The organism is Aciduliprofundum sp. MAR08-339 (assembly GCF_000327505.1).
Classification (GTDB): domain Archaea; phylum Thermoplasmatota; class Thermoplasmata; order Thermoplasmatales; family Aciduliprofundaceae; genus Aciduliprofundum.
In genome coordinates, this window is the sequence record NC_019942.1 from 997,454 (window position 1) to 1,014,095 (window position 16,642).

Here is a 16,642-nt window from a genome sequence, read left to right on the forward strand (position 1 = left end):
GATGCCTTACAGTATGAAGGTTGAAGGTGACAAATACGCAAAATCCTTTGGCAGGGATCTGCCCATATCGCTGAAGGATTCGGTAAATCTTTGCCGTGCCCTGAAGGGTATGAGGTTGGAGGATGCCAAGGATTACCTTGAGGATATAATAAAGAAAAAACGTGCAGTGCCGTATTTCAGGTACCTTGATTCTGTATCTCATCGCCGTGGTATTGGTCCTGGCAGGTATCCTGTAAAGGAGGCGAAGTATATATTGAAAGTGCTTGAAAATGCGGAGGCAAATGCCGAGGATAAGGATCTTGACACAGATAATCTCTACATTATGCACATTGCAGCCAATAAGGGTGAAGTCTATAAGAGGTACGTTCCTCGGGCCATGGGCCGTTCTGTGGAGCTTCGCAGAGAGCGCGTTCATATTGAGGTGATCCTTGAGGAAAGGACTCCTGAGGAGGAATAATTATGGATGAGAGAAAATTTGTGAAGGAGAGCGTTAATCGCCTGCTTATGAAGGAGTACCTTATGAAGGAAACCGCCATGGCGGGATTTGGGGGGCTTGAGATACAGCGTACGCCCCTGGGTACCAGAATAGTCCTTGAGGTTGAGCGCCCAGGAATGGTTATAGGAAGGAAAGGTGCCAAAATAAAGGAACTCACCGATAGGCTTCAGCAGGATTTTGGTGTTGAGAATCCAACCATTGAGGTAAAAGAGAGTGATAATCCCTACCTGAATGCTCAGATAATGGCTCAAAAACTTGCAATGGCCCTTGAGCGTGGCTGGCATTTCAGACGTGCCGGGCACTCAACACTGAGGCGCATAATGGAAGCTGGGGCCAAGGGTGCCCAGATCATAATCGCAGGAAAATTGACTGGAGATAGGGCCAGAACGGAAAAGTTCATGGCGGGCACCATAAAGTACAATGGAAAGCCTGTGGAACTTGTTAGATTCGGATATGCCACTGCAAAGACCAAGCCCGGTATAATTGGAGTTACTGTTAAGATAATGCCACCGGATGCAAAATTGCCCGATGAGATCAACATTATCCCTCCAAGCGAAGAGGAGCCAGTGCAGGAAGTTCAGATGGAACAGAAGGAGGAAAATGAAAGTAAGGATGTTAAGGAAGAGGTGAAGGAAAATGCCCAAGGAACTGAAGGCAAGGCAGATAAGGGAAATGAGTCCTGAAGAGCGAGTCAAAAAATTGGGAGAACTTCGCGAGGAACTCATGCATGAGCTTGGAGTGAGCGCCATGGGTGGAGCTCCACCCAATCCTGGAAAGATAAAGAGTTTGAGAAAGCAAATTGCAAGGATACTCACGGTGATGAACGAATGAGAACAAGGAAAAATATTGCCATGCATGAGTTGATAGGTCTCCAAGCGGAGGTTAAGGATTCAACCAATCCAAATCAGATTGGACTCTCCGGAAGGATAGTTGATGAGACCTACCACATGCTGGTTATTGAAAAGAATGGGAAGAGGAAGATGATAACGAAGAAAGGAGCGAGATTTGGAGTATGGCTCACCGATGAGTATGTTACGCTAAATGGAGATAGAATAAATTACAGGCCTCATGAAAGAATTAAAAAACTTATGAGGAGGAGAATAAAATGATAAGGGATATTGGAGTTGATGCAAAGCCGCCAGAAAAGGAGTGCAATGACCCATTTTGCCCTTGGCATGGCCATCTGAAGGTCAGAGGGCAGATCGTAGAGGGTGTGGTCATATCCGATAAGATGAATAACACTGTGGTTGTTGAGAGGGAATATCTTCGCTATGTGCCCAAGTATGAGAGATATGAGAAGAGGCGCAGCAGGTACCATGTGCACAATCCACCCTGTATAGATGCCAAGGTTGGTGATCATGTGCGATTTATGGAGTGCAGACCCCTCAGCAAGACTGTAAGTTTCGTCATCATTGAGAAGATTGAGAGGTGATTTAAGTGAAGGGAATTGCTGGCAGACAGACTCGTGGATTGCCCACAGGGGCAAGATTGATATGTGCGGATAATACCGGTGCGAAGGAAGTTGAAATAATTCAGGTTCTCAAATATCATAGTGTTGCAAGAAAATACCCCTCTGCGGGAGTTGGAGATATGGTGATTGTCAGCGTTAAGAAGGGCAGTCCAGATATGCGTAAGAAGGTTTTTCCTGCAGTCATAGTGAGACAGCGCAGGCCATTCAGAAGGGCAGACGGCACATGGGTTCAGTTCGAGGATAATGCTGCGGTTATAGTGACTCCCACAGGTGAAACCAAGGGCTCCGAAATAAAGGGTCCTGTGGCGAGAGAAGCGGCTGAAAGATGGCCGAGAATAGCTGCAATAGCCAGCATAATTGTGTGAGGTGTTGATTATGGTATCATATTTACCAAGGAAGCAAAGAAAAATGCTGTACCAGGCTCCTAAGCATAGGAGGCAGAAGATGATGAAGGCGCATCTCAGTGACGAACTATTTGGAAAATACGGACTTAGAAGCCTTACTGTGAGAAAGGGTGATGTTGTGCGTGTTATGCGTGGTAAGTTCAAGGGTCATGAGGGGAAGGTCGTGGAGGTAAATCTCAAGAACATGCGCGTTGCAGTTGAGGGAGTTACCGTTCGTAAGGTGGATAACAAGGCAGTCCAGTACTGGATTCACCCATCAAATCTCATGCTTGTCAAACTGGATCTCAGCGATCCGAGGAGAAAGGATAAGATTTTCAAACTTGCCGAACAGAAGAGGGGAGTTTCCTTGGAGGAACTTGAGGCAGGTATTGAGGAAGAGACTGTAGAAGAGGCCGTTGATGAAGAAGTGGAGAATGAGGAAGAGGAAAATGAAGAAGAGGTGAATGAGAATGAGTGATCATGTTAAGAGACTTGCGGCGCCCAGGGTGTGGCCCATTGTGAGGAAGAAATACACCTTTGCTCCCAAGATCTCTCCGGGTCCACATCCCGCTGAAAGGGCAGTGCCCATGCTCATCGTTCTTAGGGACATGCTTAAACTGGCCAACAACAGAAGGGAAGCCAAGAAGATTCTCAACTCCAGGAAGATAAAGGTGGACGGGCGTGTGGTCACAGATATAAAGTTTCCCATAGGGTTTATGGATGTTATAACCATTGATGATATGGATAAGAATTACAGGGCGGTTTACGATATTTACGGCAATCTGCGTATAGTTGAGATACCCAAGGACAATGCAGAATGGAAACTCGTGAGGATAGAAGACAAGCATATTGTTCCTGGAGGCAAGATACAGCTCAATTTGCATGATGGCAGAAACATACTTCTTGATGAGAACAAGTACCACACCAAGGATGTTCTCAAAATAAAGGTTCCAACTCAGGAGATAATTGCCCACTATCCGATGGCTGAGGGAAGCGTAGCTATTATAATTGGTGGAAAGCATCGCGGTAGAGTTGCCCACATAAAGGAATATGTCGTTGTCAGAGGTCCCCAGGATAATATGGTCAAGTTTGAGGAAGGATTTGAGGTTAATAGTCGCAACGTCTTTGTTATTGGCGTAGGCAAGCCAGAGATCACTATACCAGAGGTGAGCGCCCTATGAAGGAGGAGAAGATGAAGAACCCAATGAGGGACATAGTCATAGACAAGGTAGTCATTAATATGGGTGTTGGAGAGGCAGGCGAGAAACTTCGCAGGGCACAGAAGGTCATAGATCTGCTCACCCACAGAAAACCTGTGCAGGCGGAGGCAAAGAAGACCATAAGGGACTTCAACATAAGAAAGGGCTTACCCATCGGGCTAAAGGTTACCCTTCGGGGAAAGGAGGCCGAAGACTTCCTTCGCCGTGCCCTGTGGGTTAAAGACTTCAAGGTTCCAAATTACTCATTTGATTCAAACGGGAATCTTAATTTTGGTATATCAGATTACACGGAGTTTGAGGGAATGAAATACGATCCAGAGATAGGCATATTCGGTATGGACATAAGTGTGGTTTTCAGAAGAAGGGGCGGCTACAGAATTGCAAGAAGGAGAATCAAAAAGAAGAAGATACCGATTAGGCACAGAGTCACTCGGGAGGAGACCATGCAGTTCATGCGTGAGAACTTCAATCTCAACATTCTGGAGGTGGAATGATGGTTCGTGTCAAGCTCAGACCAAAGAAGAAGTTTGGACGAAGCGAGGGATGTGTTCGCTGTGGAAGGAAGAGAGGGTTGATAAGGAGATATGGTCTAAGACTCTGTAGGCAATGCTTCCGAGAGGTTGCCTACGAGCTTGGATTCAGAAAGTATTCTTGAGGTGATGAAAAATGCAGAATGATCCACTGAGTGATGCTCTGTCGCGTATAAACAACGCGGCCATGGCGGGCAGGAGAGAGGTGATAATAAGGCCAGCATCCAAGTTGATAGGCAGGGTGCTTAAGATTATGCAGGACCATGCTTACATTGAGGAATTTGAATACATAGAGAATGGGCGGGGAGGTATCTTCAAGGTTAGACTTGGGCCTTCCATAAACAAATGTGGAGCCATAAAGCCAAGGTTCTCCGTAAAGCGTGATGAGATGGAAAAATTCGAGTCCAGATATCTTCCAGCCCAGGATTTCGGCATATTGATAGTGACCACAAACAAGGGTGTGATGACCCATACAGATGCAAAGAAGATGGGAGTTGGAGGAAAACTCCTGGCCTATGTGTACTGAGGTGATATAGATGCCCGTTGCAGATATTGTTAAGCATGAAATCGAAGTTCCCGAGGGAGTTGATGTTAGGCTCGAGGGATTCAACCTTCATGTCAAGGGTCCTCTGGGCGAGATGACCAGAGAATTCAAGCATACAAGGGTGAAGATGAGCATTCAGGATGGCAAGGTTGTGGTATACTGCCCCTTACCTAAGAAGAAGGAATACGCTATGGCCGGCACCTGGAAGGCTCATGTGCAGAATATGATAAAGGGTGTTACCGAAGGATTTGAGTATCATCTGAAGATTCTCTACGCTCACTTCCCCATGAAGGTTACAGTGAAGGGTGATAAGGTCGTTATAGAAAACTTCCTTGGTGAAAGGGCTCCGAGATATGCAGATATATTTGGAGACTCCAAGGTTGAGGTTAAGGGAGATACAATAATTGTGAAAAGCATAAATAAGGAGCATGCGGGACAGACCGCCGCAAATATAGAGAGGGCCACAAGGGTGAAGAATAGGGATCCTCGTGTGTTCCAGGATGGAATATACATTGTAAAGAAGGGGTGAAATAAAATGGTCAAGTTGAAGCCAAAACTGAGTGATGAGGAAAGACGACTTCTCAAAATTCGCAATGAACTGAATCGTAAGCGCCCTTGGTTCAGGAGGCAGGAATGGTTTAGGTACAAGAGATTGGGTGATGCCTGGCGCAGACCAAAGGGTAAGCACTCCAAGATGAGGGAGCATAAGGGTTATCGTCCTCCTGTGGTTGATTCGGGTTATCGTGGCCCCAAGAAGGTTCGTGGTCTCCACCCATCTGGGTTCAGGGAGGTACTCGTTTACAATCCAAGGGAACTTGAAGGTATAAATCCAGAGAGGGAGGCTATAAGAATAGCGAGCAGAGTGGGTGTCAGAAAGAGAATGGAAATAGAAAAGAAGGCCAAGGAGATGAACATTAGGGTGCTCAATCCGATGCTCAGGGGTGATTGAAGATGGATGTTAAGTTTCAGCGAAGACTTGCGGCTGACATATTGAAATGCGGAGAAGAGCGTGTTTGGATGGACCCCAATGCCCTTGATGAGATAAAGGAAGCGGTGACTCGAGAGGATATCAAGATGCTCATAAAAAGAGGGCTCATAAAGAAGAAACAGAAACGTGGCACCTCCCGTGTGAGGGCCAATTATATAAAGGCCCAGAAAGAGAAAGGCCTGAGAAAGGGTCCAGGTTCCAGAAAGGGTAAAAAATATGCAAGGTATCCTCGTAAGAGGAGGTGGATCAAGACAATAAGGCCAATAAGGGCTACCCTGAAGGATCTCCGTGATTCTGGGAAAATTGACAGGCACACATACAGGCGCTTTTACAGGCTCGCGAAGGGTGGCACGTTTAAGAGCAGAAATCACCTTCTCATACATCTCAAGTCTGAGGGCTATCTCAAGGAGGAATGAAAATGGCAAGAAATGCAGTATATAGGGTCAAGATGCGCAGAAGGCGGGAAGGTAAGACGGATTACAGGAAGAGGCTTGCCTATCTCAAATCCGGCAAGCCCAGAGCCGTTGTAAGGAAAACTCTGCGCTATGTGATTGTTCAGATTGTTGGATACCATGAGGATGGAGATAGGATTCTTGTGGGTGTAACATCAGCCCATCTGAAAAATTACGGGTGGACAGGGTCGTTTAAGAACACTCCTGCTGCGTATCTCACAGGATTTCTGGCAGGCAAACTTGCTCTAAAGAGGGGTATTGATGAAGCCATTTTGGATATTGGATTGCAGAGTCCTGTAAAGGGATCAAGGGTATTTGCTGCTCTAAAGGGAATGGTTGATGCGGGCCTTGATATTCCTCACAGCGATGAGATTTATCCTGATGATTCAAGGATTAGGGGAGAACACATATCAGAGGATGTGGCAAAGATGTTTGATGAAGTTAAAGCCAAGATAATGGAGGTATGAAAATGGACTGGGAACCAAAAACAAGGCTTGGAAAACTCGTTTACGAGGGAAAGATCACCAACATGTCCCAGGCATTGAGAAGCAATTTGCCTCTAAGAGAGCCTGAGATAGTGGATGTACTTCTTCCTGACCTCAAGGAGGAAGTGATTGATGTTCGTATGGTTCAGAGAATGACTGATAGCGGTAGAAGAACAAAGTTCTCGGTTATGGTTGCTGTTGGAAATGGTGATGGTTTTGTGGGTATTGGCAAGGCAAAGGCCAAGGAGGTAGGTGCAGCCATAAGAAAGGCAATTGAGGTTGCAAAATTGAACATAATTGAGATAAAGAGAGGCTGCGGTTCTTGGGAATGCGGTTGCGGTATGCCACATTCTATACCTTTCAAGGTAACTGGCAAATGCGGATCTGTCCGTGTAACTCTCAAACCTGCACCAAAGGGTGTTGGTCTTGCGGTGGGGGATGTTGCAAAGACCATATTGACTTTGGCAGGAGTTAAGGATGTTTGGGGCTTTACCCAGGGCCATACGAAGACGACTGTTAATTACGCTGTGGCAACCTTTGATGCACTTAAGCAAACCACGATTGTTAGGGTAAATCCGAGATTGATAATGCCAATCTACAAAGGAGGTGTGGAAGATGTACGCAGTGGTCAGAGTTAGAGGCCGTACAGGTGTTAGGAAGGATATCGCAGACACTCTGAAAATGCTCAATTTAACTCGTATAAATCACTGTGTTCTTGTACCAGATACTCCTGCATATCGGGGTATGCTTCAGAAGGTCAAGGACTATGTGACATGGGGTGAGATTGACGAGGAGACTTTGCTGAAATTGATTCGTCTAAAAGGCCGTCTGTATGGGGACAAACCCATAACGGATGAATATGTGAAGGAGACCATGGGCTTTGATGATCTTGAGACTCTTGTTAGGGCCATTATAGAGGGAAAGGTGCTTTACAAGGACATTCCCAATGTAAAACCTGTTTTCAGGTTGCATCCTCCATTGAAGGGCTGGGAGAAGACCAAGAGGCACTTTACAGAAGGGGGTGCACTTGGATACAGGGGAGACAGAATCAATGCCCTGATCAATAGAATGTTTGGACCGGGGGTGGAATGAATGGCAAGGAAGAAATCAAGAAAAATGAGAGGCTCAAATACCTACGGCCATGGGCGCAAGGGTAGAAGAGGCGCTGGTCGCAAGGGTGGCCGAGGATACGCAGGTCTTGGTAAACATCATTGGAGTTTTGCCCTAAAACATCCGGAGTTTCTGTGGGGTAACCATGGATTCACCTCCCATCATCCAAAGGAGGAAATTGAAACTATAAATATAGGGGTGCTCAACGAGAATTTAGATGCCCTCGTGAAGCAAGGTATTGCGAAGTTGAACGAGGATGTTTACGAAGTTGACCTAAGTGCCCTGGGTATAAAGAAACTTCTTGGAAGTGGAAAGGTCACCAAGAAGATCAGGGTTAAGGTTAAATATGCATCTTCTAATGCCGTAGAAAAAATAGAAGATGTGGGTGGTGAAGTGATCTATGAGTGAAGAAATACCCCGAAAGAAGGGACTGGCTCTGCCGGTTATAATTTCCTGGATTGTCTTTGCTTACCTTTACTTCTCAATAGTTGGCTGGAAACTGCTGAGCATCCAGGATATGTGGAACATAGTGACCAAACAGTGGGTGAGTTTTCTCATATTCTCTCTTTGGTCAGTCCCTCTGTTCTATTTGGGGTATTTGGTTATTTCATACAACGGCGATAAAAGCAAGTTGTATGGCTTGAAACCTGTGCTGGAATATCTGCCAATGATCCGCAAGCCCAAGGGTCATGTGCAGTTCAAGCATAAATTGATGTGGACGTTCATCACCCTTCTGATTTACTTCTCGCTCACGAATATTTACATCTATGGGCTTGATAAGGCAAAGACAATTGATCTCTTCGCATCTTTTCGAGCCATAATGGCTGGTGCTTCAGGCTCTCTTGTGCATCTTGGTATAGGTCCAATAGTAACGGCGAGCATCATAATGCAGTTGTTTGTGGGAGCAAAAATATTCAACATAGATCTTACCAACGATGAGGATAAGGCCATATATCAGAGCACCCAGAAATTGCTGGTTATAATAATGATCTTCGTGGAGGCAATTCCTCAGGTTTTTGGCTATCTACAGCCTTCCAATACCTTTGTGAAGGGCCTCAATGCCTTTGCCCCAGGATATGGGATGTTCTTGGCCCAGTTAATAATAGTTTTGCAGCTCTTCTTCGGCTCGTACCTTGTCTTTCTTATGGATGAAGTGGTATCAAAATGGGGTATAGGTTCCGGTATATCCCTCTTCATTGCGGCAGGAGTTTCTGAAGCCATATTCACAGGTATTGTTTCTTGGATTCCTCCACAGCCCAACTCTCCCCTTAGCCTCAACAATCCGCCCAGCGGTACTATACCAAAGACAATTTACATACTCACCCATAGCAGTGCAGCCCAGCTTTATGGTGGAAGAATTGAATCCATTCTTTTTGCGCCTCCAAATCCAATAATCGCACTTATAGGAACAACAATAATATTCCTCCTGGTTGCCTACGTGCAGAGTGTTAAAATTGAGTTGCCATTGGCCCATGAACGTGCCAGAGGCGCCAGGGGTAGGTATCCTATCAAGTTGATGTACTCCTCAAACATACCCGTCATATTGACATCGGCTCTACTTGCAAATGTTGCAATGTGGTCCATTCTGTTCTGGACCAATCCCACTTTGAGTCATGTCCCCATCCTGGGACACAATCCATGGATCGGTGCCTACCCAACAGCTCAGCAGGCGGCAGAATGGGGAATAAAAACAACCACTCCAATAGGCGGTATAGCGTATTATCTGAATAGAATCAGGGGTCTCAACTACTGGTTGCTGCCTCTCATCAATCCCCAGGCCTATCACTATGTATTCACATATCAAACCTACTGGATGCTTGTGGGTAATGTGGTAATCTTCACGTCCTTTATGATAGGGATGAGCATCATATTCGCCAAGTTCTGGATTGAAACTGCAAATATGAACGCAAAGGCCATTGCAAAGCAGATTCAATCCAGTGGCATGCAGATCCCTGGATTCAGGAGAAGCCCCGCCGTTCTTGAAAAGATTCTGAATAAGTACATCCCTGCGGTTACCATATTCAGCGGAGCTGCTGTGGGTGCCCTTGCGGCATTTGCTGACTTGATTGGTACAGTGGGTAACACCTCTGGTACAGGTGTTCTGCTTACCGTCGGTATACTGATTCAGCTCTATGAGGCAATGGGCAGGGAGCAGTTGATGGAGATGCATCCTGTGATAAGGCAGTTCTTCGAGTGATTAAAATGAGAGTGGTGGCAGCAGGTGTGCCTGGTGTGGGTAAGACGAGCATACTGGAAGAGGTTGCAAAGAGGGCAAATTATCCTATCGTGAACTTTGGCACACTTATGTTTGAGATGGCAAAGGAAGAGGGATTGGTTGAGCATAGAGACCAGATGCGAAAACTTCCAATAGAGATTCAGAGAGATCTTCAAAAGAGGGCAGCAGAGCGCATATCTGGGATGTCCGATGTTATCGTTGATACTCATTTCACAATAAAAACTCCCTCTGGTTATTTTCCAGGACTCCCCCGATGGGTTCTTGAAGCAATGAATCCTGAGATGCTCGTGGTGATAGAGGCATCTCCTGAGGAAATTTACGGCAGGAGAATGAAGGATGCTACTAGGGATAGGGATGTCGAGGGTGTGGATGAGATAAATGAGCATCTGCAGGTAAATAGATATAGTGCCTTTGCATGCTCCATGTATACTGGTGCCACGGTGTTGATATTGAAAAATAATGATGGTCAACTGGATAGGGCTGTTGAGAGGTTTATGGAGGCCTTGAGATGACCGAATCTCAGGAGCCCATTGTGCCAAAAACCCAGTCGAGCATGAGCGGAATGTACATGATGTTTACGTTCCTCATGCTTATGATTCTCTTTATCCCAAGTTTGAGATATGCGCTTGGTAATGTGGCGGGAGTAGTATTGGAACCGCTTTTTTCCTTTGATTACATGTATCCTCTCTATACCTTCCTTGCCACGGGGATTCTGGTAACCCTGATCAACACCTGGGCTCGCCATCATTTCACGGACTGGATAAATATGGCTCGTATCCAGGTAAAAATGAAGGCCTTCAACAAAGTTTACAGAGAGGCCATGCAAAAGCAGGATCTCAACAAACTTGAAAAACTGAGAAAACTCCAAACCAAGTATATGGCGGAAAATATGAGCATTCAGAGCAACAGTATGAAGGCAACGATGTTCACCATGTTCATCGTGATTGCGATATTCACCTGGCTCTGGTTATTTCTCCAGGCGAAGGTAAGTTATACCCTCATAGCCATACCTTGGAGCAATGTTATTGAACTTAACAAGGTCCAGTATCTGTTTCCAAACTGGCTTCTCATATACTCTGCTCTCACGATGCCCCTAAGCTGGGTGGTGACATATATCTTCAAGTTTTTCGAGTTCAGAAAGAGGTTGGAAAAACTTGGTGTCGAGCCCGTCTCTGAGGCGGTGGAATGAGAATAACCATAAGTGGTCCTCCGGGAAGTGGAAAAACAACAGTTGCAAAGGTTTTGGCGAGTAGATTGGGTTACGAATTGATTTCAGGTGGTGAGATTTTCAGAGAGATGGCAAGGGAAATGGGTATGGATCTTGTTGAATTCAGCAGATATGCAGAGAAAAACTGGGAAATTGATAGGCGCTTGGACGCTAGGCTAGTAGAACTTTCAAGAAGTAAGGAAAATGTGGTCATTGATTCCCGTTTGAGTGGATGGCTCATGCATATCAATGGTATTCCTGCCTACAAGGTATATGTGGACGCCTCTCTTGACGTTCGCGTTTCAAGGATTAGAAAAAGGGAGGGTGGGGATGAGGAATCTGTTAAAAGAGCCACGGTTCTCCGGGAGAGCAGTGAGAAGAAACGGTATTTGGAGATTTATGGCATAGATTTTGATGATTTATCAATTTACGATCTCGTTGTGAATAGCGATTCTCTTACCCCTGAAGAGATAGTGGATATGATTCTGGAGGGGATTGGATATGGAGCGCACAGTTGAAGAACTTCTAAGTTTTGGAGTTGTTGTTATTGATAAACCTAAGGGACCCACCAGTCATCAGGTAAGCGCGTGGGTTAGAGATATACTTCATGTTCACAAAACTGGTCATGCTGGTACCCTTGATCCAAAGGTTACCGGAGTACTGCCCATTGGTATAGGAAGGGCCACGAAGATAATCAATCTTCTCCATCTGGTACCCAAGGAGTATGTTGGTGTTATGCGTTTTCACGGTGATTTCTCTGAAAAGAAATTGCTCAATGTGATGCAAGAGTTTGAGGGGGAGATATATCAGACCCCTCCATTGCGGTCTGCAGTTGCAAGAAAATTGAGAAAGCGCAGGGTTTACTCTCTTGAGATTCTGGATACTGAGGGTCGTGATGTTCTTTTCAGGGCCAGGGTGGAGTCTGGAACATACATACGAACACTTTGTAACGATATTGGGGAGGCCATGTGCATAGGGGCCCATATGGAGGATCTGAGACGGATCTCCACGGGACATTTTAAGGAAGAGGATGCACATACGCTTCAGGATTTGCTGGATGCATATGTTTTTTGGAAGGAAGAAGGAGAGGAAAAATACATAAGGAATATTGTAAAATTGGGAGAGGAGATTGTATCCTTTCTTCCAAGGGTGGTTGTTAAGGATTCTGCTGTGGATGCACTTGCTCATGGTGCTCCACTTTACAATCCTGGAGTATTGAGGATGGATGAATTTAATAAGGGGGACTACATTGCAGTGTACACGGATCAGGGCGAACTTGTATCAGTTTCAAGGGCGTTGCTGGAAAATGACATTGTGGCTGAACCATCCAGGGTAATAATGGATCCTGGAAGGTATCCCAGAAAATGGAAAGGGCCCGTAGGCTAGTCAGGATAGACTGTGGGTCTTCGGAATCCACGACCCGGGTTCGAATCCCGGCGGGCCCGCTTTTTTCTCTCAATTCTTAGGATTCGCATGGAATGGCATGACATTCTTAGGAATGGGAGGACATCCTGAAGATACGTGTTGTACTGGCTATATGGATTGTATTTGCTCAAGAATATTCATAGCATGGCTCTTTGTGAGGAGGGTGTGATAGGTATATGCTTGAAAGACTCATCGAGTTGTGCAAGAGAGTAGGGGTAAAGGGTGGTAGATTAATTCTTGCAGATGAAGAAATTCTGCTGACTAGGAGGAAAATACGCATAATACATGAGCTTTTTCAAAAGGTTAGTGCGGGTGCCGGGATTTGAACCCGGGGCAAAGCCGTGGCAGGGCCTCGTGTTACCAGGCTACACCACACCCGCATCCCGAGGGTAATAAATGTTTTTATATTTAAGGTTTTAGCGCCTCATTGATGATTGCATTGACGTGGATCCTTGCTGTATCCAGGAGTGGAACTGAAGTATCTCCCTCGTGCAGAGCAATGGGCAATTCTGTGCATCCGAGTATGGCTGCATCAATCTCGCCCCTGTAAGATTCAATGAGTTCCACAAGGTAACCCTTGCTCTTGGTGTTTCCAAAGGATAGCTCTTCAAAGATTACTCTGTCCACCTCATCAATCTCCCTGGAATTGGGGACTAGAACTTCAAGGCCATGGTTTATAAGCCCTAGGATGTAAAATTCGGAGGTCATCGTTATTTTTGTGCCCAGAAGTAAAAGTTTTCTGAGGTTTCTTCTCTTTGCCTCCTCTGCCACCGCATCTATTATGCTTACCATCTTCACCCTACTCTCTTTCTGCAGTTCGGGAAATATTATGTGCGGCGTATTAGCTGACAGAGCAATGATCTCAGCGCCTGCATTTTCAAGCGCCCTTATTCCCTCCATGATATACTCTTTTTTCTTTCTCCAGTCCGGCAACTCCCTGAATTTTTTAAAGTTCAAACTGAATATCACTATTTCTGGGTAGAAGTTCTTTTCAAATCTTTTCCTTGAAATTTCCACAAAATTCCTGTAGTAGTACATTGTGGATTCTGGGGTGGTGCCCCCAATTATGCCTATTCTTTTCATGGAGGGGACATAGCTCTGTGGAATATCATAGTTGCGGTTGTAAAAAGGAAGGGGTTTGAGAGTAAGAACTCCTAGTATGGGCGGACAGCGCCGAGGGGGAGATTTGAACTCCCGAGGCCTTGTGGCCAGTGGATCTCGAATCCACCGCCTTGCCGGGCTAGGCTACCTCGGCTCTGAAGGTGGATTGCCAAAGTGAATTTAACCTTTTCTAAAATGAAAATCTATATTTTTGCTCTAAGAGATGCTAGGTCCTTTAGCAATTCCTCCTTCTGCTGTGTAAGTTCTTTAATCCTCTGGTTCAGGAATTTTATCTCATCCTGAAGGTTCTCCACTTCCTTTTGGTACTCTCTGATCTTCTTCTCTTTACTCTGGGCCTCTTCCAGTATCCTATCCACCTCTTTTCTGCGAGCATCAAGTTTTTCCTCCCTCTCCGCAAGCATTCTCGCATATCCTGCCAGCTCCCTCTCCTTGTTGAGCAAGTTATTTTCCCACTCTTTGAGTTTTGCCTCTTCCTCAGATAACTGTGTTCTTTTCTTAATCTCCAGTTCGTTCAACTCCTTCATAAGGAGTGCTTTTTTCCTCTCCAGTTCCATAAGCTCCTCTTCCTTTCTTTCGATGTTTCTGGCTCTTATTTCCAGTGTATTTTTCAGACTTTCCAAGGCTCTCCCTCTCTTCTCCAGTTCCTCCTCAATACCCTTCCTCTCCTCATCCCACTTTGTGCGTTCCTCTTCCCATTTTACAACAAGGGTATTGAAAGAATTCAGCTTTTCATCCAGACTCTTTATAACTTCTTGGGTTTTGGAGAGCAAATCGTTCAGGTTTTTCTCCCTCTCCTCAATTTTTTCCTCCTCGACACTCAAACTTTTCTGGATTTTTGTGAGTGAATCCACCAGCTGGCCCATTTTATTCGCTTTGTCAAGCATTTCAGAGATTTTTTTCTCCCTCTCCTCAAGATTTTTCTCCCTTTCATCCACCCTTTCGTATCTCTCTGTAAGTTCTTCTATTTTTTGAAGGGCCTCATCCATTTTTTTGTTTAGGGCAGAATATTTTTTAAATATGTTTTCTGTATCTCTCTCAAGTTCCTCTTCCTGAGACTTTTTCCCCATACCAAAGAGCTTACCCATTTTTTCACCTCCTTACGTTATCCTCAAGTTCTAACAGCATCATACGTATCTTGGCCATGTAAGCCTTTAAATATTCCTCAAAGGAGTCAAGGCGCTTGTTCACATCCACAAGTTTATCCATCTTTTTCAAATTTTCATCTATGGATTTTTCAAGGTTTTCGCCTATTTTATTTGCCGTATCTTCAAAATTTGATAATATTTGAAAAGATGCAGTGTTCAGCTTAGTTGGAAAAGTGTCGATCAACTCCTCAATGTCATCCAATTTTTTTAATTTTTTCTCAATATTATCTGCCCTTTTTGATAGTTTTTCAATCCTTTCGCTTAATGTGGAAACTTCCCTTCTCAGAGAATTTATCTCGTTGATCAAATCGCTCTTGCCCATGGGTGGAAATAGATGCCAAAGAATTTAAATTTTACCTAACTTTTTCTAATTGAATATGGCATTGTGAGATTTGAAATTGCGCATTCTTCATCTTTGCTGACTGCAATAACACCAACGGGTATATCTCCAAATTTATCAATTTCATCCCTGCATGTCTCATTGAGGGGTCTGGTTCCAATGGAGTTGTATATGCTGATAGAGAGCATTCTCTTTATTATCTCCTCTCCAATTCCGGTGGCAACCACGGCGCCCTTTTCACCGCAGTATATCCCTGCACCTGGGATTGGCGAATCACCGACCCTACCTCGAAGTGTAAGACTCGTTCCTCCTGTGGATACGGCCGCTGCAAATTTCCTGTTTATCCTTGCAACCGCGCCTACGGTGTCCCCCAGAAATTCCAGGAGAAATTGGGGGTGGTAATACTCAGGGATCTCTCCGTTTTTCAATTTTTTTAGAACCCTTTCCCTCTTCTCTCTGGCCCTATCCGTTGCTGGGTCATAGTGAACGTATCCCATTCTTCTTGCAAAATTTATTGCACCATCACCTGCAAGTATGAGATGAGGAGATCTCAGCATAACATCTCTAGCCACAAGCACTGGATTTTTCACAAACTCTATGTTTATAACAGCCCCAAAGTTGCCTGGGATCATAACTGCAGCATCCATCTGAATGGATCCATCAATGCGCATGTTTGATCCTGTACCTGCGTTGAAAAGAGGATCATCCTCCATTAGAGTTACAGCCTTCACAACAGCGTCAAGGGCATCCCTCTCCAGAAACGCTATTTTTGCGAAGTCATCAACCTTGCTCTTCAATTCCTTTTTATTTGATGCACCACCGTGGAGTATTATGGCATCCATATGAGGTCATATGCTTCCGACATTATAATTTTTCCATGGACAAATAATTGCGAATGTTTTATTTTTGCAACTATATTTAATCACGATTTTTGGTGTATCTGTTAAGCAATATTGCGATATTCGTTCAATACGGATTGAAAATAAAATCTTCTGGTTTATTTTTTCAACATTTCACAAAAACTCTAAATATGAAGAGAATCATCAGGGGTCATATTCCCTGTATGGAGGCCTCAGGATGAAATACACGATAAAGGAAGACCCCCACAATGACGAAAGGGTCAAGGAAATTATAGAGATAAGCGGTGAAAATATTTTCGCCTGCTATCAATGTGGCCGTTGTTCTTCTGGATGTCCCATGGCGGAGTTCATGGATGTGCTGCCCAACCAGGTGTTTATGTTTTTGCAGGAGGGAGATGTGGATACCCTGTTGAATGCCAAGAGTCCCTGGATATGCGCCGCGTGCTTCACCTGCACCGTGCGTTGTCCTGTGGGGCTTGATCTTGCGGCTGTGATGGAAGCGATACGCGAGTTACAACTCAGGAAAAATTACGATTACGTGGATCCCTACAAGGTGGAAGAGCGCGATGAACTTCCGCCAATCGCACTGGTGAGCAACTTCAGAAAATTCACGCCTTGAGGTGAAAAA

Annotated in this window: 29 protein-coding genes and 3 tRNA genes; 26 read left to right on the plus strand and 6 right to left on the minus strand. The window is 45.0% G+C overall.

Translation table 11 applies throughout. The features are described from left to right. Position 1: 1 nt before the first annotated feature. The 25 genes from ACIM339_RS05355 to ACIM339_RS07940 all read left to right on the plus strand — a co-directional run bounded on the left by ACIM339_RS05355 (position 2) and on the right by ACIM339_RS07940 (position 12,873). Complete coding sequence (locus ACIM339_RS05355; RefSeq protein WP_015283596.1) at positions 2-457, plus strand: 50S ribosomal protein L22; 456 nt, start codon at positions 2-4, stop codon at positions 455-457. Positions 458-459: 2 nt separating this feature from the next. After that, entirely contained in the window at positions 460-1,179 is a 720-nt protein-coding gene (locus ACIM339_RS05360) for a 30S ribosomal protein S3 (protein WP_015283597.1), read from the plus strand. Then, positions 1,133-1,327, plus strand: a complete 195-nt coding sequence (gene rpmC, locus ACIM339_RS05365; RefSeq protein ID WP_015283598.1) for a 50S ribosomal protein L29 — start codon at positions 1,133-1,135, stop codon at positions 1,325-1,327. The genes ACIM339_RS05360 and rpmC overlap by 47 nt, the downstream gene beginning before the upstream one ends. Further along, positions 1,324-1,605 carry a ribonuclease P protein subunit gene (locus ACIM339_RS05370; protein ID WP_015283599.1) on the plus strand — a complete coding sequence of 94 codons (282 nt, stop codon included), beginning with the start codon at positions 1,324-1,326 and terminating at the stop codon, positions 1,603-1,605. Before rpmC ends, ACIM339_RS05370 begins: the two co-directional genes overlap by 4 nt. Then, a complete protein-coding gene (locus ACIM339_RS05375; protein WP_015283600.1) occupies positions 1,602-1,928 on the plus strand; it encodes a 30S ribosomal protein S17 in 327 nt (108 codons plus the stop codon). Before ACIM339_RS05370 ends, ACIM339_RS05375 begins: the two co-directional genes overlap by 4 nt. Positions 1,929-1,933: 5 nt before the next feature. Further along, the gene (locus ACIM339_RS05380) at positions 1,934-2,332 is read left to right on the plus strand and encodes a 50S ribosomal protein L14 (RefSeq protein WP_015283601.1); all 399 of its coding nucleotides are present in this window, start codon (positions 1,934-1,936) and stop codon (positions 2,330-2,332) included. Positions 2,333-2,342: 10 nt separating this feature from the next. After that, entirely contained in the window at positions 2,343-2,828 is a 486-nt protein-coding gene (gene rplX, locus ACIM339_RS05385; protein ID WP_015283602.1) for a 50S ribosomal protein L24, read from the plus strand. Continuing rightward, entirely contained in the window at positions 2,821-3,531 is a 711-nt protein-coding gene (locus tag ACIM339_RS05390) for a 30S ribosomal protein S4e (RefSeq protein ID WP_015283603.1), read from the plus strand. The genes rplX and ACIM339_RS05390 overlap by 8 nt, the downstream gene beginning before the upstream one ends. Then, positions 3,528-4,064 carry a 50S ribosomal protein L5 gene (locus tag ACIM339_RS05395; protein ID WP_048103825.1) on the plus strand — a complete coding sequence of 179 codons (537 nt, stop codon included), beginning with the start codon at positions 3,528-3,530 and terminating at the stop codon, positions 4,062-4,064. The genes ACIM339_RS05390 and ACIM339_RS05395 overlap by 4 nt, the downstream gene beginning before the upstream one ends. Then, the gene (locus ACIM339_RS05400) at positions 4,064-4,225 is read left to right on the plus strand and encodes a 30S ribosomal protein S14 (RefSeq protein ID WP_015283605.1); all 162 of its coding nucleotides are present in this window, start codon (positions 4,064-4,066) and stop codon (positions 4,223-4,225) included. The genes ACIM339_RS05395 and ACIM339_RS05400 overlap by 1 nt, the downstream gene beginning before the upstream one ends. 11 nt (positions 4,226-4,236) lie before the next feature. Then, positions 4,237-4,626 (plus strand): 30S ribosomal protein S8, encoded by a 390-nt coding sequence (locus ACIM339_RS05405; protein ID WP_015283606.1) that lies wholly within the window; start codon positions 4,237-4,239, stop codon positions 4,624-4,626. A 10-nt stretch (positions 4,627-4,636) separates the two neighbouring features. After that, positions 4,637-5,173, plus strand: a complete 537-nt coding sequence (locus ACIM339_RS05410) for a 50S ribosomal protein L6 (protein WP_015283607.1) — start codon at positions 4,637-4,639, stop codon at positions 5,171-5,173. A gap of 6 nt (positions 5,174-5,179) precedes the next feature. Further along, positions 5,180-5,593: a 50S ribosomal protein L32e gene (locus ACIM339_RS05415; protein WP_015283608.1), complete on the plus strand. Its 414-nt coding sequence runs from the start codon at positions 5,180-5,182 to the stop codon at positions 5,591-5,593. Positions 5,594-5,595: 2 nt separating this feature from the next. Further along, a complete protein-coding gene (locus ACIM339_RS05420; RefSeq protein ID WP_015283609.1) occupies positions 5,596-6,048 on the plus strand; it encodes a 50S ribosomal protein L19e in 453 nt (150 codons plus the stop codon). Positions 6,049-6,050: 2 nt separating this feature from the next. After that, positions 6,051-6,551 (plus strand): 50S ribosomal protein L18, encoded by a 501-nt coding sequence (locus ACIM339_RS05425; RefSeq protein WP_015283610.1) that lies wholly within the window; start codon positions 6,051-6,053, stop codon positions 6,549-6,551. Between the two features lie 2 nt (positions 6,552-6,553). Beyond that, positions 6,554-7,207, plus strand: a complete 654-nt coding sequence (locus ACIM339_RS05430) for a 30S ribosomal protein S5 (RefSeq protein WP_015283611.1) — start codon at positions 6,554-6,556, stop codon at positions 7,205-7,207. Further along, the gene (locus tag ACIM339_RS05435) at positions 7,185-7,661 is read left to right on the plus strand and encodes a 50S ribosomal protein L30 (protein ID WP_015283612.1); all 477 of its coding nucleotides are present in this window, start codon (positions 7,185-7,187) and stop codon (positions 7,659-7,661) included. Before ACIM339_RS05430 ends, ACIM339_RS05435 begins: the two co-directional genes overlap by 23 nt. After that, complete coding sequence (locus ACIM339_RS05440; RefSeq protein WP_015283613.1) at positions 7,662-8,087, plus strand: uL15m family ribosomal protein; 426 nt, start codon at positions 7,662-7,664, stop codon at positions 8,085-8,087. It begins immediately after the preceding gene. Next, complete coding sequence (gene secY / locus ACIM339_RS05445; protein ID WP_015283614.1) at positions 8,080-9,876, plus strand: preprotein translocase subunit SecY; 1,797 nt, start codon at positions 8,080-8,082, stop codon at positions 9,874-9,876. The genes ACIM339_RS05440 and secY overlap by 8 nt, the downstream gene beginning before the upstream one ends. Before the next feature lie 5 nt (positions 9,877-9,881). Further along, positions 9,882-10,427 carry an adenylate kinase gene (locus ACIM339_RS05450; protein WP_015283615.1) on the plus strand — a complete coding sequence of 182 codons (546 nt, stop codon included), beginning with the start codon at positions 9,882-9,884 and terminating at the stop codon, positions 10,425-10,427. Next, on the plus strand, positions 10,424-11,104 hold the full coding sequence (locus ACIM339_RS05455) for a DUF106 domain-containing protein (RefSeq protein WP_015283616.1): 681 nt from the start codon (positions 10,424-10,426) through the stop codon (positions 11,102-11,104). Before ACIM339_RS05450 ends, ACIM339_RS05455 begins: the two co-directional genes overlap by 4 nt. Next, positions 11,101-11,640: a (d)CMP kinase gene (cmk, locus tag ACIM339_RS05460; protein WP_015283617.1), complete on the plus strand. Its 540-nt coding sequence runs from the start codon at positions 11,101-11,103 to the stop codon at positions 11,638-11,640. The genes ACIM339_RS05455 and cmk overlap by 4 nt, the downstream gene beginning before the upstream one ends. After that, positions 11,624-12,508: an RNA-guided pseudouridylation complex pseudouridine synthase subunit Cbf5 gene (locus ACIM339_RS05465; protein ID WP_048104091.1), complete on the plus strand. Its 885-nt coding sequence runs from the start codon at positions 11,624-11,626 to the stop codon at positions 12,506-12,508. Before cmk ends, ACIM339_RS05465 begins: the two co-directional genes overlap by 17 nt. Continuing rightward, positions 12,494-12,567 (plus strand) — tRNA-Arg (locus ACIM339_RS05470). The genes ACIM339_RS05465 and ACIM339_RS05470 overlap by 15 nt, the downstream gene beginning before the upstream one ends. A gap of 156 nt (positions 12,568-12,723) precedes the next feature. Further along, complete coding sequence (locus ACIM339_RS07940) at positions 12,724-12,873, plus strand: hypothetical protein (protein ID WP_162007691.1); 150 nt, start codon at positions 12,724-12,726, stop codon at positions 12,871-12,873. Here the strand turns inward: ACIM339_RS07940 and ACIM339_RS05475 are convergent. The 6 genes from ACIM339_RS05475 to ACIM339_RS05500 all read right to left on the minus strand — a co-directional run bounded on the left by ACIM339_RS05475 (position 12,855) and on the right by ACIM339_RS05500 (position 15,996). Next, a tRNA-Gly gene (locus tag ACIM339_RS05475) sits at positions 12,855-12,927 on the minus strand. The genes ACIM339_RS07940 and ACIM339_RS05475 overlap by 19 nt on opposite strands. A 28-nt stretch (positions 12,928-12,955) precedes the next feature. Then, positions 12,956-13,630: an aspartate/glutamate racemase family protein gene (locus ACIM339_RS05480; RefSeq protein ID WP_015283618.1), complete on the minus strand. Its 675-nt coding sequence runs from the start codon at positions 13,628-13,630 to the stop codon at positions 12,956-12,958. 88 nt (positions 13,631-13,718) lie between these two features. Continuing rightward, positions 13,719-13,802 (minus strand) — tRNA-Ser (locus tag ACIM339_RS05485). Positions 13,803-13,851: 49 nt separating this feature from the next. Further along, complete coding sequence (locus ACIM339_RS05490; RefSeq protein WP_015283619.1) at positions 13,852-14,754, minus strand: hypothetical protein; 903 nt, start codon at positions 14,752-14,754, stop codon at positions 13,852-13,854. A gap of 4 nt (positions 14,755-14,758) precedes the next feature. Continuing rightward, positions 14,759-15,136, minus strand: a complete 378-nt coding sequence (locus ACIM339_RS05495; RefSeq protein WP_015283620.1) for a hypothetical protein — start codon at positions 15,134-15,136, stop codon at positions 14,759-14,761. A gap of 35 nt (positions 15,137-15,171) precedes the next feature. Further along, on the minus strand, positions 15,172-15,996 hold the full coding sequence (locus ACIM339_RS05500) for an isoaspartyl peptidase/L-asparaginase (protein ID WP_015283621.1): 825 nt from the start codon (positions 15,994-15,996) through the stop codon (positions 15,172-15,174). A 235-nt stretch (positions 15,997-16,231) separates the two neighbouring features. Between ACIM339_RS05500 and ACIM339_RS05505 the strand changes: the two genes are divergently transcribed. Continuing rightward, a complete protein-coding gene (locus tag ACIM339_RS05505; RefSeq protein WP_015283622.1) occupies positions 16,232-16,633 on the plus strand; it encodes a 4Fe-4S dicluster domain-containing protein in 402 nt (133 codons plus the stop codon). The last annotated feature ends 9 nt before the right edge of the window (positions 16,634-16,642 follow it).

What these genes read in the sequence shown, in the direction of transcription:
- ACIM339_RS05440 (WP_015283613.1), top strand. Translation starts at nt 7,662, where the DNA reads ATGGCAAGGAAGAAATCAAGAAAAATGAGAGGCTCAAATACCTACGGC.
- ACIM339_RS05415 (WP_015283608.1), top strand. Translation starts at nt 5,180, where the DNA reads ATGGTCAAGTTGAAGCCAAAACTGAGTGATGAGGAAAGACGACTTCTC.
- cmk (WP_015283617.1), top strand. Translation starts at nt 11,101, where the DNA reads ATGAGAATAACCATAAGTGGTCCTCCGGGAAGTGGAAAAACAACAGTT.
- ACIM339_RS07940 (WP_162007691.1), top strand. Translation starts at nt 12,724, where the DNA reads ATGCTTGAAAGACTCATCGAGTTGTGCAAGAGAGTAGGGGTAAAGGGT.
- secY (WP_015283614.1), top strand. Translation starts at nt 8,080, where the DNA reads ATGAGTGAAGAAATACCCCGAAAGAAGGGACTGGCTCTGCCGGTTATA.
- ACIM339_RS05390 (WP_015283603.1), top strand. Translation starts at nt 2,821, where the DNA reads ATGAGTGATCATGTTAAGAGACTTGCGGCGCCCAGGGTGTGGCCCATT.
- ACIM339_RS05395 (WP_048103825.1), top strand. Translation starts at nt 3,528, where the DNA reads ATGAAGGAGGAGAAGATGAAGAACCCAATGAGGGACATAGTCATAGAC.
- ACIM339_RS05355 (WP_015283596.1), top strand. Translation starts at nt 2, where the DNA reads ATGCCTTACAGTATGAAGGTTGAAGGTGACAAATACGCAAAATCCTTT.
- ACIM339_RS05465 (WP_048104091.1), top strand. Translation starts at nt 11,624, where the DNA reads ATGGAGCGCACAGTTGAAGAACTTCTAAGTTTTGGAGTTGTTGTTATT.
- ACIM339_RS05500 (WP_015283621.1), bottom strand. Translation starts at nt 15,996, where the DNA reads ATGGATGCCATAATACTCCACGGTGGTGCATCAAATAAAAAGGAATTG.
- ACIM339_RS05505 (WP_015283622.1), top strand. Translation starts at nt 16,232, where the DNA reads ATGAAATACACGATAAAGGAAGACCCCCACAATGACGAAAGGGTCAAG.
- ACIM339_RS05405 (WP_015283606.1), top strand. Translation starts at nt 4,237, where the DNA reads ATGCAGAATGATCCACTGAGTGATGCTCTGTCGCGTATAAACAACGCG.
- ACIM339_RS05360 (WP_015283597.1), top strand. Translation starts at nt 460, where the DNA reads ATGGATGAGAGAAAATTTGTGAAGGAGAGCGTTAATCGCCTGCTTATG.
- ACIM339_RS05435 (WP_015283612.1), top strand. Translation starts at nt 7,185, where the DNA reads ATGTACGCAGTGGTCAGAGTTAGAGGCCGTACAGGTGTTAGGAAGGAT.
- ACIM339_RS05420 (WP_015283609.1), top strand. Translation starts at nt 5,596, where the DNA reads ATGGATGTTAAGTTTCAGCGAAGACTTGCGGCTGACATATTGAAATGC.
- ACIM339_RS05375 (WP_015283600.1), top strand. Translation starts at nt 1,602, where the DNA reads ATGATAAGGGATATTGGAGTTGATGCAAAGCCGCCAGAAAAGGAGTGC.
- ACIM339_RS05370 (WP_015283599.1), top strand. Translation starts at nt 1,324, where the DNA reads ATGAGAACAAGGAAAAATATTGCCATGCATGAGTTGATAGGTCTCCAA.
- ACIM339_RS05430 (WP_015283611.1), top strand. Translation starts at nt 6,554, where the DNA reads ATGGACTGGGAACCAAAAACAAGGCTTGGAAAACTCGTTTACGAGGGA.
- ACIM339_RS05495 (WP_015283620.1), bottom strand. Translation starts at nt 15,136, where the DNA reads ATGGGCAAGAGCGATTTGATCAACGAGATAAATTCTCTGAGAAGGGAA.
- rpmC (WP_015283598.1), top strand. Translation starts at nt 1,133, where the DNA reads ATGCCCAAGGAACTGAAGGCAAGGCAGATAAGGGAAATGAGTCCTGAA.
- rplX (WP_015283602.1), top strand. Translation starts at nt 2,343, where the DNA reads ATGGTATCATATTTACCAAGGAAGCAAAGAAAAATGCTGTACCAGGCT.
- ACIM339_RS05480 (WP_015283618.1), bottom strand. Translation starts at nt 13,630, where the DNA reads ATGAAAAGAATAGGCATAATTGGGGGCACCACCCCAGAATCCACAATG.
- ACIM339_RS05400 (WP_015283605.1), top strand. Translation starts at nt 4,064, where the DNA reads ATGGTTCGTGTCAAGCTCAGACCAAAGAAGAAGTTTGGACGAAGCGAG.
- ACIM339_RS05450 (WP_015283615.1), top strand. Translation starts at nt 9,882, where the DNA reads ATGAGAGTGGTGGCAGCAGGTGTGCCTGGTGTGGGTAAGACGAGCATA.
- ACIM339_RS05490 (WP_015283619.1), bottom strand. Translation starts at nt 14,754, where the DNA reads ATGGGTAAGCTCTTTGGTATGGGGAAAAAGTCTCAGGAAGAGGAACTT.
- ACIM339_RS05410 (WP_015283607.1), top strand. Translation starts at nt 4,637, where the DNA reads ATGCCCGTTGCAGATATTGTTAAGCATGAAATCGAAGTTCCCGAGGGA.
- ACIM339_RS05455 (WP_015283616.1), top strand. Translation starts at nt 10,424, where the DNA reads ATGACCGAATCTCAGGAGCCCATTGTGCCAAAAACCCAGTCGAGCATG.
- ACIM339_RS05425 (WP_015283610.1), top strand. Translation starts at nt 6,051, where the DNA reads ATGGCAAGAAATGCAGTATATAGGGTCAAGATGCGCAGAAGGCGGGAA.